This window comes from Natrinema thermotolerans (genome assembly GCF_031165565.1).
Taxonomy (GTDB): domain Archaea; phylum Halobacteriota; class Halobacteria; order Halobacteriales; family Natrialbaceae; genus Natrinema; species Natrinema thermotolerans.
In genome coordinates, this window is the sequence record NZ_CP101873.1 from 3515643 (window position 1) to 3528076 (window position 12434).

At 53.9% G+C, this 12434-nt stretch carries 15 protein-coding genes and 1 tRNA gene; 7 read left to right on the forward strand and 9 right to left on the reverse strand.

Translation table 11 applies throughout. The annotated features are described in order from the left end of the window. Positions 1-53: 53 nt before the first annotated feature. A complete protein-coding gene (locus NP511_RS18040; RefSeq protein ID WP_049966560.1) occupies positions 54-584 on the reverse strand; it encodes a hypothetical protein in 531 nt (176 codons plus the stop codon). Between the two features lie 156 nt (positions 585-740). Continuing rightward, complete coding sequence (locus NP511_RS18045; RefSeq protein WP_049966561.1) at positions 741-1238, reverse strand: hypothetical protein; 498 nt, start codon at positions 1236-1238, stop codon at positions 741-743. A gap of 386 nt (positions 1239-1624) precedes the next feature. Between NP511_RS18045 and NP511_RS18050 the strand changes: the two genes are divergently transcribed. Continuing rightward, positions 1625-1975 (forward strand): DUF8216 family protein, encoded by a 351-nt coding sequence (locus NP511_RS18050; protein ID WP_049966562.1) that lies wholly within the window; start codon positions 1625-1627, stop codon positions 1973-1975. Between the two features lie 62 nt (positions 1976-2037). Here the strand turns inward: NP511_RS18050 and NP511_RS18055 are convergent, their stop codons facing one another. Continuing rightward, positions 2038-2976, reverse strand: coding sequence for a sensor histidine kinase (locus tag NP511_RS18055; RefSeq protein WP_136396911.1), 939 nt, complete (start codon positions 2974-2976; stop codon positions 2038-2040). A 1134-nt stretch (positions 2977-4110) separates the two neighbouring features. Between NP511_RS18055 and NP511_RS18060 the strand changes: the two genes are divergently transcribed. Continuing rightward, positions 4111-4416: a hypothetical protein gene (locus NP511_RS18060; RefSeq protein ID WP_049966565.1), complete on the forward strand. Its 306-nt coding sequence runs from the start codon at positions 4111-4113 to the stop codon at positions 4414-4416. Between the two features lie 275 nt (positions 4417-4691). Here NP511_RS18060 and NP511_RS18065 read toward each other — a convergent pair whose 3' ends face one another. Then, entirely contained in the window at positions 4692-5087 is a 396-nt protein-coding gene (locus NP511_RS18065; protein WP_049966566.1) for a hypothetical protein, read from the reverse strand. Between the two features lie 1198 nt (positions 5088-6285). Here NP511_RS18065 and NP511_RS18070 point away from each other — a divergent pair. Then, positions 6286-6519: a hypothetical protein gene (locus NP511_RS18070; RefSeq protein ID WP_049966567.1), complete on the forward strand. Its 234-nt coding sequence runs from the start codon at positions 6286-6288 to the stop codon at positions 6517-6519. Here NP511_RS18070 and NP511_RS18075 read toward each other — a convergent pair. The 3 genes from NP511_RS18075 to NP511_RS18085 form a co-directional block, all read right to left on the reverse strand. Continuing rightward, on the reverse strand, positions 6516-7355 hold the full coding sequence (locus NP511_RS18075; protein ID WP_049966568.1) for a nucleotide kinase domain-containing protein: 840 nt from the start codon (positions 7353-7355) through the stop codon (positions 6516-6518). The genes NP511_RS18070 and NP511_RS18075 overlap by 4 nt on opposite strands. An 86-nt stretch (positions 7356-7441) precedes the next feature. After that, positions 7442-7996 (reverse strand): transcription initiation factor IIB family protein, encoded by a 555-nt coding sequence (locus NP511_RS18080; RefSeq protein WP_049966569.1) that lies wholly within the window; start codon positions 7994-7996, stop codon positions 7442-7444. Beyond that, on the reverse strand, positions 7977-8693 hold the full coding sequence (locus tag NP511_RS18085) for a thymidylate synthase family protein (protein ID WP_211249118.1): 717 nt from the start codon (positions 8691-8693) through the stop codon (positions 7977-7979). The genes NP511_RS18080 and NP511_RS18085 overlap by 20 nt, the downstream gene beginning before the upstream one ends. Positions 8694-8844: 151 nt before the next feature. Between NP511_RS18085 and NP511_RS18090 the strand changes: the two genes are divergently transcribed. The 3 genes from NP511_RS18090 (at position 8845) to NP511_RS18095 (ending at position 10459) form a co-directional block, all read left to right on the forward strand. Then, positions 8845-8951 (forward strand) — tRNA-Glu (locus NP511_RS18090). Between the two features lie 151 nt (positions 8952-9102). Next, the gene (locus NP511_RS23055; RefSeq protein ID WP_478212184.1) at positions 9103-9372 is read left to right on the forward strand and encodes a DUF7845 domain-containing protein; all 270 of its coding nucleotides are present in this window, start codon (positions 9103-9105) and stop codon (positions 9370-9372) included. 25 nt (positions 9373-9397) lie between these two features. Further along, on the forward strand, positions 9398-10459 hold the full coding sequence (locus NP511_RS18095) for a hypothetical protein (protein WP_136396913.1): 1062 nt from the start codon (positions 9398-9400) through the stop codon (positions 10457-10459). 278 nt (positions 10460-10737) lie between these two features. Here the strand turns inward: NP511_RS18095 and NP511_RS18100 are convergent, their stop codons facing one another. Both NP511_RS18100 and NP511_RS18105 read right to left on the reverse strand, forming a co-directional pair. After that, a complete protein-coding gene (locus NP511_RS18100) occupies positions 10738-11061 on the reverse strand; it encodes a hypothetical protein (protein ID WP_049966571.1) in 324 nt (107 codons plus the stop codon). A 126-nt stretch (positions 11062-11187) separates the two neighbouring features. Beyond that, a complete protein-coding gene (locus NP511_RS18105; RefSeq protein ID WP_006650572.1) occupies positions 11188-11562 on the reverse strand; it encodes an aspartyl protease family protein in 375 nt (124 codons plus the stop codon). Between the two features lie 200 nt (positions 11563-11762). Between NP511_RS18105 and lrp the strand changes: the two genes are divergently transcribed. Continuing rightward, the gene (lrp, locus tag NP511_RS18110) at positions 11763-12227 is read left to right on the forward strand and encodes an HTH-type transcriptional regulator Lrp (protein ID WP_006179369.1); all 465 of its coding nucleotides are present in this window, start codon (positions 11763-11765) and stop codon (positions 12225-12227) included. Positions 12228-12434 lie beyond the last annotated feature (207 nt).

The following is a 12434-nucleotide window of genomic DNA, read 5'->3' on the forward strand; positions in this document are numbered from 1 at the left end:
TATTCGTACAGTCCCTCGATACTACCCTAACAAAAAGTCGGGGAGGGACTACGCTACCAGAGCTGGAGGATCTTCGCGTCCGGGTGAGCGCAGATCAGCTCGAGGTTGACGTCGACCGAGTGGATCTCATGGACGTAGACATCGTCGACGGTGATCTCGTCTACTGCCCCATCGTAGATGTACGCATAGCGGATGTCCCGCTGGTAGGGGAGTCCGATCCCGACGACCGGCTCAAGCCACTGCCCTGCATTGTACAGGTCGCCGGTCATCTCGCCGTAGATCGGGTCAGCAGCGTCCTTGGCCTCCGGATCCGATTTCATATCAACGATCGGGAGGAGTTCCTGACGGCTTTCTCCCTCGAGTACAGCGAGGTGCCGGGGATCGCTGTATGCGCCGTCTTGATCAAACTTCTGTCGAGTGATCTTAAGCAGAACCCGTTCTAAACGGGATGGTGCCGGGGAGATGTCTATCTCGTCTGCACTTTCGGCGCTCAGTTCATGGTAGACTGCCAGAGCGTCCCCTGCGGAGATTTCCATATTCTTAGCGATCTGTTCAACAACGCCGTTCACGCCATCTCTCTGCATGGCGCAACAACGTCACGTCCTAAACACTTTTAAATGGATACTAGAATACTTGTCATTAGCGAGAAACCCCGACGCAGTCTGGTGGTTTTCTCTGGAGCAGTGTCGATTCTTTATAACAGCTTCACTCGAGAAGATATCGAAATCAGGCAAGATTAGTTACTCGTTAGCATGGGCTTCGAGTTCGCCCTTCAGACTCGCGAATCGGAACAAGAAGACAGCAAGCGAAACGAGCGCTAAGACTGGTCCCGTCTCTGGCGATAGTTCATAGATCAACAGGAAGATACCCCAGACCATCAGCATTAGTCCGTACTCTAACGTCATCTCTTGGAGGGTCAAGACGATACGATACGTAAGCGTCAGTTCGTGAGCAAACGCGGCGATCAGCAACATCCCGAATGCAGCTACGAATATCTCTATCTGCAGGACGTACTGTCCGGGACTATCAGAGAGAATAATCGCTAATCCCGCGAAGACCAGGCTGGCTACTGCGAGTGCTGTCCCTCGTTGATCTTGCGAAATCTCGTCATAGAGACTGGGGTCTTCGACGATTCCGAATTGGTGATCCCAGTTCAGATAGAGTTTGCTACCGACCTCAATCGTGAAGAGGAGCAACAGGAACCATTGGACGAACAGAATCCCGAGCTGGGAGAGCATCTCTACGGTTCGTGGCCGCAGTTACTACACCGCTTTTCCCCACCAGACTGGACAAGATTCCTGGACCCACACTCAGAACACTTCCATTGACGCGCTTCCTCGGGTATCTTATCGTCAGACATACTTAGAACTCGTACCCGCACTTGCATTTTCGTTTCTGTCGCAAGACGCTGCGACCACATTCAGGGCACGTTTTCTGGCTTTTCTTAGTTTTGCGACCCATATCTCGATAATTCCAATAAGAGACAATAAATGTGGTTATCCGACAAGATTAGTAGATCATCACAGCGAAGCGCTGAGAGAACTTGGTAGACTATTCTTCAAGTATACCTGACTTTCTGCTATACAGATTTATCTGGTCAGAGAACCAATTGGTTCTCGTACTGATGGCTGCTCCCTCACTCTTCGATGGTATCAGAAGAGCGATCGAGGAATTCGGACTTCCACCTATTGCTCTCTTGGTACTTGTGGGGGTAATCAGAGTCGTCTATGGACCGCAAGAGGCCGGGCTGATCTATGTTGGACTAACTGCTCTCATCCTTCTTGGGATCTACACGAGAGCAAAATACTGGAATGTCAAGTATACCTTCGGAGTTGTCGTCGTGGGACTCGGGCTCTGGTTCGGCGTCCCCGGAGTCTTTCCACTACTTGTTCCATCCCCGTTTGCCGAGCTCGGGTCATTTCTGGCATTGGTCTCCCTTATCGGGCTCGCAATGATGCTTACCAATAAGGCATGAGGCTCTGCAACCGGATCCAAAGCATAAGACGATACGTCCCCGAATACCCTGCGACCGGCCAATTACTGAGCAGTTTGGAACTCGAATCGCGCACCACCTTCGGAGCTCTCGGATATGGAAACCTCCAGATCGTGATCAGCAGCAATGCGCTTGACGATCGTCAACCCGACGCCACTGCCGCCGTACCCTGTCGTGAACCCGTGTTCGAATACGTGATCCCGCTTCTCCGGTGGGATTCCATCGCCCGTATCCTCAACGTAGAAACCCTCGTCTACGGGGCCGACCCGAACAGTAACGTCCTCACCGCCGTGGCCCACTGCGTTTCGGAACAAGTTCTCGAAAAGTGCCTGGAGCTGGCTCCGGTCACCGACGATAACGTCCTCCTCCGTCTCGAGACTGGCTGATCGAGTATTGATCAGTTCCCATGCGTCCTCAGCGACGGCAGTCAGCGAGACGGGCTCGTACTCCTCCGAGAGTGTATTCGCCTGAGCAAGCGCCGTAAGATCGACAATCAGATCCTCAATCCGTCCTAAGGCGTTTTTGACCTCGTCCAAATGGGTGTCCTCCGTTGTCTCCCGGTACAGCTCGAGCTCCCCATAGGCAATCGAAAGTGGGTTTCGGAGATCATGAGAGACCATACTCGCGAACTGGTCCAAACGTTCGTTCTGCTGCTCGAGTACCTCCGCAGTCTGACGGACATTGGTTACGTCTTGGGTCACCAGAACACCATACGGCTCACTATCGATATGGACCGGTTTCGTCTCAACGTGGTGAGTCATCCCCTTAAATTCAATATCAAACGAACGGGGCTCCCCATCGATCGTGGCCTCGAGTTTCGGTTCGAGTTCAGTTGCAGTCTCCTCCGGGAAGAGGTCGTAGAGTTGTTTCCCGGCCATATCCGCTGCCGTTCGTCCTGAGAACGGGAGGGTTTCTGGGCCGACAATCCGATAGTAGAGGTCAGCGTCAAAGAGGACTAATACACCGTTTGGAAAGTTATCCACCAAGGTCCGGTGTCCTTCTGGAGGCGGTACGCTGTTCACAGTCAAACATATGTCTGTTTACACCTATTAAAGCAGTTCGAATTGCTTTGATAGACTAGTGTAAATCTCGAATATAAATAGACCTATACAGTGTATATTGACCTCTTTTTGTACCATCGAAAAATAATGGCTAATATAACCTCCCTATTTCGTTAAAGAGGTCGAATGATGCGTTCCTGCGTGTGCCGTTTAGTCTCTGTGGCGCTGAATTCCGATCCAACCAAGAGAGGCGATCCCCACCAACAAGAACGCGATCGCAAAGAATTGGCTACCAGAAAGGCTGAGGAAATCCGTTCCATTGAGGTATCCGAGACCAAAGAAGATACCCAGAACAACGGCTGCAGCGGCAATTCGCATTCCTAAATCCTTCAAGAAGTTTCTGAGGGTCAAATCACGAGCCATAGGTATCCCAGAGGTACAACCCTGTCACAGCGAACACGACCGTCGTTGTCCATACCGCTTCAGTCAGACCAGACAGAAGATGAACGGTAAATAGACTACCGACCACGTAACCGAGTATAGCAGTTAGAAGAACTATCGAAACGGCAGTATTGACGGTAGAACCGTTCTTGACGCTCATGGCCGTCTGTTATTCTTGTAGAGTTTTAAATATGGTGTCATGAGGCCGGGGCAAAATCTCTATATCAAGAAACGATACGGTCGCGTATACCCCTCGAGAGACCAGACTACGCAGTGTATTCACCAAGACACTGTGGTCCGCGGTGAAGGGCACGTACAAGAGGAAAGGCCCAGAGGTGAAAACCGGTGAATTCCGACGACGACGGAGACCGCTCGTGGCTCCAAACCGTCCTTCGCACATACGGACTACTCAAGCTTGCCAAGGCACTGTGGTCCGTGGCGAAGGCCACATGGAGCGTACTGGCGGAAATCCTCTAACGGGAATTCCGCCTCCGACGTTTGTATTGGTGACTAGGTAGCCACCAAGTAGGGGTAGGGCCGACTACCACTTAGTGTTAATTTATTAAGAATAGAGTCGCGAGACCGTTCTTGCTCGCCAGACGGAGCAGTACACCGGATGACAGTCGACTTCGCCCGTATCACTAAGTCGACCGATAGTAGGGTATCGCCCGTAGTATGGCTGAATACCAACATCATACGCAGGACCATATCGAACGGCTCGGTCCGACCGAGAACATCGTCTGTGAGCGAGAAGACGAGGAGACGTTCCGGTGTACAATCGATGATCCAACTACAGAGGACGAGGCTCCAGGACGAGAACTCGAGGTTGAATACCTCAACCTCGCCCCGTTTGCGACCGAGTGGTCTGAGGTGTCCCCGGATACAATCGAAGTCGGTCTTAACAGGCACGCGACCTGCGAGTACCGGAATAACGAGGATATCGGAATCGGAGACCAGTTGGTCTGCGGTATTCGAGGCTAACGAACAGGTAACTTCCGACAGTACCCTTGTCCATCTCCTCGAGAACTGACCCACTCGTGATCGTCTGAGCCTCTGCAAACTGCATAGCTCATAGCAGGGTCGTCTCGGTCGTCGATTACACCTGAGATTTCACACTCAAACTCGTCTCCCCAACGTTCACAGTTGGAGTAGACTTCTATCTTATCGGACATTACGCTAAGACGGCGTAGGGTTGCTACCTTAAATCAAGGGTCTGTCTGACCGATACGGCCGCGTATACCTTCGAGAGACCAGACCTACCCACCAGACAGATCATCGCCGTGGATCAGTTTCATGTAGGTCAGACACTCGATAAGGGCCGGGATAGAAACGTTCGTGAGCTGTCTGATCTGGAGCGGGTCTTGCCCGTCGTGGAAATTGAGCGTGTAGTGGATAGTCTCGGCCGAGTACTTGGTCTTGAGGGAGTGGTGGACCCAAGACGGATAGTCGACCTTCGTGGTCGTCTTCTCCGGAGGAGAGCAATCTTGTCTGTGGAGGAATCGTCTATCAAAGTCGTCTACTGGCTTAGACAACGGGTCTTGATCCGATTGGTCTGGGTCAGATAGACCAGGATTGGCGCTGTGCCCAGACCGGTTTCTGACGATTGGGTCAGAAGACGGATCGATATCGTAGTCGCCAAGAACCCGGCTCATACGTAGGTATACGCCCCGAAACGTCAAATTCCTACCGGATAAGTGATGGTTCTTGTGCGGCAAGACCGGTTCTTATGGGGGACCTGTTTGAGTCCATATATCCGCCCAGCTTGTCTGGGTGGATTAGCCGATTTATGGGTTTCTCAGGCGGACGCTTCGGTTAGGATGCTTCGGGCCGGAACGAAAGGGGCGACCGGACGCGAATACCTGTGGTGGATGGCATGGTAGAGCTGGGGACCGCCCACCCTCTAGAATGGAGGGGGACTCCATTCGGAGTGAAAGGGCTTGTCGTTGCAACGAGTCGAGTCTTAGACTTGGCTCTGGGGCTTGCAGTCCGGTGTAACCGAACTGTCGATGGATATCTGGCTCGTGCCATTTAGACCATCGATCAGGGATGATCCCTTCGCGTAAGGCGACCGTGTCAGGTTCCTATACCCAATCGGATTTTCTCCGACTTCGATCGTGAGATCTAACACGGAAGGTTCTCTCGCCGAATTATCCCCACTGCGCTCTATGTGGGGAACCATTGACTGACTCGCGATCCGATACCACTCGTATCCGTTCATTGTTACTTGTTCAGTTCCTTTCTACAGTTACCACAGATTTCGCTGTCGCCCAGTTCCGTGTACTCATGTACCGGCTCGCCACGAACCCGTCCACAGATCGTCAACTCCGACGACTCCTTCCGGAGAATGTGTTTCTTATTCCCGTTCCGAGTCCAGACAGCGTATCCGGCCCCACCCACGTAGATGTGAGTTTCGTCAGGAACGTCAATATCACGCATCTTCTTGCCACAGTTGAAGCACTGTAGCTTAGTGTCACCTACCGGGACTGGTGGGTCCCCACAACTGACACAAACGCGTTTGCCACCGCTGATGTTTACTTCCGTCATTGGTGCTATTTCCCGTTGAAAGCACCGAGGAACAGTGGTTGAGAGCGATGAGCGTTCCTGACTGCGGCGTCCCTCGGCGCTTACGTATAGTATATAGGCCCCCGGTAACTTAATGATTTCGCTACACTTTGTACCTAAATGGAGTTCTGTACCATTGGTATTAAGTAGTAGGCGAACGTAGCTATAACCGGTTGAGCGCGGTGAGACGTCCCTGACTGCGGCGTCCCTCACCTCGCCTTTTGAAACAAGTCCCGTAGTGACTGCTATCGACGCAACACTTATTGTAGCTATCTGACTGTAACCGATATGAACGAGTTTACGAAGAAGATGCTGCAGATGGAGGATATCGTTGAGCGAATGATGGAGATCGATAAACGGTTATCAGATGAAGTGGGTGCTGATGTAGAACAGAAGGTCGGAGGACGGTGTACGTCATGTAACAAGGTCTATCCACCAGACTACCAGCAAAACGGCGACTGCATCCCGTGTTGGCGGGAGAAGAACAATCACCCGAAGATCGACACTGAGGTCAACTTCTAAGCGAAATCTTCGAGCGTATCCTGCGCGTGGTCTCGTGGGGAGAACTTCCGTCGGACTTCGTCCTGTTCCTTGATGCCGACGAATTTCTGATACTCGCACAGCGCGTGTTCGAACGACCGTAACGTGAGCCGCTTCTCCCAGTATGGGAAGGTCAGATCAAACTCCGCGAATAGGTCCTCCTGTCGATCGACCATCCAGTGCAACCAGTCTTCGTGGACCTCATTGAAGATAATCATCAGCCCGGACGATGACCCAGGACCGATATTGACGAAGTCGTTCTCCGAGAACGGGAGTAGTTCGTAGTTCAGGTCAATGACCATCTCATACGCGAGGAATTCCCCGACACCGTTCAGTTCACACAAGACCTCGAACGCGTCTTCCATCGACTCGGCCTCGAGTACGGATTCGCAGTAGTAGTCGAAGTTCGCGAGCAGGTCATCACGGATGATCCCTTTGACGATGTTGACGGCCTTGGAGTCGGAGTCCGCCCAGGAGTGTGTCGTGACCCGGTAGGCTGACGAGAAGAGCGGGTGGTCCTCTTCGTAGAGCCGAAGCGCGTGGCACATCCCGTCCGGGTCGAACCGATCGACTGGGGTGAACCCGCCGATCGATTGGAACGTCTTTGGCCGGTTGAAGAAGCGATAGATCACGGTATTGAAGAAGACGTCCCGGTCGTTCTCTCGAGTGAGGACCTCGTCGAGCAGGTGCTGTGTCGTATAGTCCAGTCGCCGGTAGACGTTGCAGAAGTGGTATTCCTGTAGGACGTCGGAATCTGTCCACGGTGGATCTTGGTCGTCGATAAACCGGCGTTCGTAGATCCGCTGCCGTTCACACATGAACCAGAGGAATTCCTCAAGTCGATGTAGCGCCACGCTAGTATCAGCGCTATTACCTAAATTAGTTAATTTATCAATACCGTCTGTCATAGCTGGGCTCTGTGTGCTAACGCGTTCTCTCGGACGGTATCCGGCGAGACGTTTGCGACTTCGCCGACTTCCGCCTGTGTGAGGCGTTTGTTCTCGAGGTCGGCTGCGACGTAGACGGTACCGGCGGCGACCCCGATCGCTGTCGATGACGTGAACCCTTTGCTGATGTCGATGATCTCCTTCGCCCGTTCGACGACGGGGGTCCCGAGGTGGGCGTCGAATTCCTCGTCTAGTCGTTGGACGAATTCGGGGACGTATTTGATCGGGTCCTCCGGTTGGAGTTGGATCGAGAGTTTGCCGATGATCTCTTGGTACGCGGCGAGGATCGTATTCATCTCTAACGTGGTCGCGTCCGTGATATCCGAGAGGCTCACGGGCTGCTCGAGTTCACGGACGGCGAGGTAGACGCACCCGGCGACCATGGCCTCTGTCGACCGGCCGTTACCGATTCCGGAGACGTCGCACGCGCCGTAGAAGACGTCGGCGAGTTCCGTGGTCTGGTCGTCTAAGTCGAGGTCGGTTTGGAGTTGTTCAAGCGTGGCTGGCGGCATAGTCGTTCATTGTACGGTATATTTTGGTTGCGAGCGGTTCTGAGAGCGCTGTGGCGTTGTTGACGTGTTCGATGATGGAGCCGGGTACGTACCCCGTTTCGTCACAGACCCGTGCGAGGAGTGTCGCAGCGGCGACGAGGTTCCCGTAGCCTTTGAGGTCGACGTACTGGGACCGGAGGGTCTGGTGGAGGTGGAGTCTGTCTTTGACCGGGTGGAACTGGAGTTGTGTGATGCAGGCCATGCCGTCGCTATTCGGCCGCGGGACGCAGGCCCGTTCGAGGTCCTTCTCTTGGAAGACTTGTGCGACGAGCCCGTTCGTCGACGACCCGTGCATCCCCTCCTTGAGCCGGGCGGTGATCATCTCGAGTTGGTCGGGGTCTTCGAGTCGACGGGCGTAGACCCCGTCGTGGAGGGCGATAATTCGGTCAGTAATCCAGTCTTCGCCAGTCGGCCCATCGACAAGGGTACTCTCTTTTCCGTAGTCCAGGTCTGCGATGGCGTCGTACTCCCAGCCGAGGTTGAGGGTATCTTCCCAGTCCCGGATGTCGAGTGATGGTTCGAGTGTGTCGAGGGAGTGGATTGGGTCGTAGCAGGTGAGGACCATGGATTTCTGGGGGAGACCGCTACAGTACCGTTCGAGTTGGCGTCGGTGGGTTGTCCCGAGTGTGTTGGCGGTGACGCAGCATTCGGCCTCCATAGCAGGGGTAGGCCGCTAACATATATCAACCCAATGACTAGAACGGCCTATTTTATAGGACCATAGAGCCGCGATAGGCCATAGGCCGACGACGCGCGTTTTTATGGAGCTGGGTACGGTGAGTATAGAGTAGAGGGCCAGGAACGGACCAGCGTTGGTGTAGTCCGGCCAATCATGCGGTCCAGGCCGAGAGCTTTGCTCGAGGGCTGGATCAGGCCTTTCGAGCCGATGACCTGGGTTCAAATCCCAGACGGAGCACTCTTCTGAACGAACGAAGTGAGTGAAGAAGGAAGCGCACGCTCTGGGATTTGAAGTAGAGAAGTCGCAGCCCGCGAGCGAACGAAGTGAGTGAGCAGGAACGTCTTCGCGTGGTTCAAATCCCAGACGGAGCACACCCTTCTGGGTTTAGATGCCCAAACGACCTTCGATAGCAACCGGTCTACCTACGACCGGTATTTCGGAGGTGAGTGCGGGTGCAACTGATCGAGACCGCACCCCACGAGTTTGCAGCTCACTTCTCTTTGCCGAGCATGGTCTCGATCCGTTTTTCCCGTGCGATAGCCGGATCAAGGACGGCGACGGGAGTCAACATGCCGAGTTCGAATTCGAGGGCGAGCCGTGGCGCGCGACGTTATCCTATCGTGACTCCGGGCTCGAGCATCCAGGAGTAGATTATTAGCATCGGAGAATGAATGATCTGATAAATGAATCGTCGGCGTTTCTTAGCAGCCTCCACCGCCGCCGCAACTTCTACTATTCGGCCCGTTAGAGCCGACAACTGTAGATTCGAAGACGGAAAAGTTGAATACCAAAAGAGGGAGGAAATACTTGATTCAGTTCAACACTTCCTAGTAGGTGACTTAGTCAAAGGAAGATGGAATCGTGAAGAACTCGCAGAAGAAGTAAGCGACTGGGCGAAGATACCTTGCTACGTCCTTGAAAAAGCATCCGATCTGGCAGACAAGCTACCGGACGAACTACCTCAAATCCCAGGACTCAATGACATCGACTTTGAGAACCTAGATGAGAACCAGGAAAAACAAAATTGGATCCTAGAACGACTTGAAGATCTTCTCGAAGTGGTCTCTCACCTTGACTTCCTACCGGATACAGTTACGAATATAGCAGGAAGTTTTGACGCATCCAAGATACGTGGTTGGAAGAGATATGTTCCGTTTCTTTGGAACTTAGATGGGTTACTCACTGTATGCTGTAGTATCCATGAACACCACGAGAAAGGTAAGAGTATTGAGAAAGGGAGTTTCAAAGAATTATTTGAGCATATTGGATTGCTTATAGTTGAAATCGTGCTTCTCTTCGGCAGCGGAGGATATAGCCTAGCGTTCAAATTGACAGGGAAAGTGAATCAAAAGTTGATAACTCAGGTCGGCCGTAAAGTGGGCTGGAATGTGTACTCCTGGCTCCTAAGCGAGATCCATTGGTGCATCCGCATCATTTACTCGGAGTCTATGGATGTAGCGATTTCAGAATCAACGGAGACAGTAGCTAGAAACCTGGCTAAAAAGACAGATATGTCGAAGTCGTGTGCTAAGAAGCAAGCATCAGACCAAGTAGAACGGATCGCAGAGGAAGGATATCTTTCCGAGTACACTGCTTGGAAGAACTGCCAGAAGCAGACGGACATCATAGAATCTGCTAAGGAAGTGGCATCTGATTTCATTACAAATATGAATAAGTGGTTCAACAATCTAAACGCTATGATCGAAAGATGGAAAACAAATATTTCTGATATCTACCTTCGATAACTATACGATGACACCTTTGCTATCTTCTTATTAAATATATCAACCCAGCCACCAGAACCGGTACAATACAGAGTATGAATATCCAAACAGGTACAGTAAGTTCTCTTTCCTCGGCTTCTCCGCCGGTGATCGCGGATGCATCCGCTATTGGTAGTATAAACTATAACTATTGATTGCATCATAAGCTGCGGAAGAACTGGACCACCTAGTCCATCGAGGTAGTGTCTTCTTCGACGACCACAGTCACAGCCGCCTCGATACGTGGGAGGAACCCCGTCTTACTCGAGTTTCCGGAAGCAGTTGTGACAGTACGATGCGACGGGGTCGTTCGCCGCGGCACAGACGGCACATTGGTCGTCACGAGCCACCGATGGTCGCGATTCCGGGGTGGCCGCAAAGAGGCGTTTCCGGGGGTCGGAGTACGCATCGAGAACATCGCCCCACGTGACCACCGGATCCGTATCGGCGTTCCCTGTACGGTCGGTGACGCGTTCGATCAGCGAACTGCGTTGCAGTCGGCCGAGTCCGTGCCAGAGACCGAGAAAGCAAAGCGACGGGAGCAGACAAAGCGAGAGGACCGCACCCAGGAGTACGAGGCTCATAGAAAGCAGTTCGTCTCGGCCACTGTAACCGCGCCCGTGAAATCGTTCGCGAGTCATATACGCCGTCGCGGACCGCGGCGGGACGATCGGAGTACCCGCTCGTGTGGCGACTCGTCGAAACCCCCGCTAATCGGCGTTCACGGTGGTGTTTTGTAGTTCGCAATCGACGTAGAACCCGTCCAGTAGATCGCTCCCGAGCAGGACCTCGCCCGTGTACGGCTGGCGGTCGTCCACGTCGGCCAAGACGACTCGAGGCCCCCGGTCGACGCTCCGGACGTCGACGCTGATCGCGACGATGTCGCGACTCTCGGCGCTGCCGCCGGACCTGACGGTGACGTCGTCGATCGCGCCGGTACTACCGATCCGCTCGAGGAGGGTTTCGTCGATCGTCGTCCGGTCCGCCCCGGTGTCGGCCTTCGCGACGACCGTTTCGGTCGCGTCGGTGCCGCTGACTGCGACCGTCTCGAGGCGGCCGACAACCGGTTTGGCTGGCTCTGTCATACCGACCCGTTAGGAGCGACGCCACTAGAGCGTTCCTGTCCGTCGAAGCGCCGCGGGAGTCGTCGGAACGGTCGCGTTTTCGACCCGTAGGTGGACAGGGGGTGAGCCGAAACCGTCGGTGCCGAAACAGTCCGACCCAAGCCCGAGATAGAAGTTGATATCCGTAAACTCCTAATATAAGAAGCCGTTTAGATCAGTCAATGACGTACGAGAATCTGGATTCCGATCTAGTAAACGAACTGCTCGACGACGGCCGCTCGAGTCTCCGCAGCCTCGCGGAGGAACTCGATGTCTCCGTGACGACCGTTTCGAACCACCTCTCCGACCTCGAGGACGAGGGCGTGATCGAGGGGTATACGCCGAAGATCGACTACGACGCGGTCGGCTACGACGTGACCGCCGTGATGCAACTCAAGGCCGAAGGGAACGCCCTGCCCGAGATCACGGAGACGCTGAAAGACCACCGCCAGATGATCTCGGTCTACGAGGTCACGGGTGACTACGACGTGATCGCCATCGGGAAGTTCAAAGACACCGACGACATGAACGATCAGATCAAGCAGTTGATCACCGATCCCGACATCAACCAGTCGAGTACCAGTATCGTCCTCAACGCCGTCAGCGAGAACGAGCAGTTCGAACTCGAGACGGACGGGGACAGCTAACGGTCGACCGACGGCCGGGACCGATTGCATCGATCAGCGGCGGCTTCGGCCCGCGGTCTCCTGACGAGTTGCCACAGCTGGCTCACGCCGCCCCGTGAGACCGGCGACGTGGGCTGGTCCTCGCCGTCGATCGTGTCGGGGGAAACGTGGGACCGTACCGAATCGGGCCGTCGTCGACGAAGCGTTATTTATCACTCGTCCCCGGTT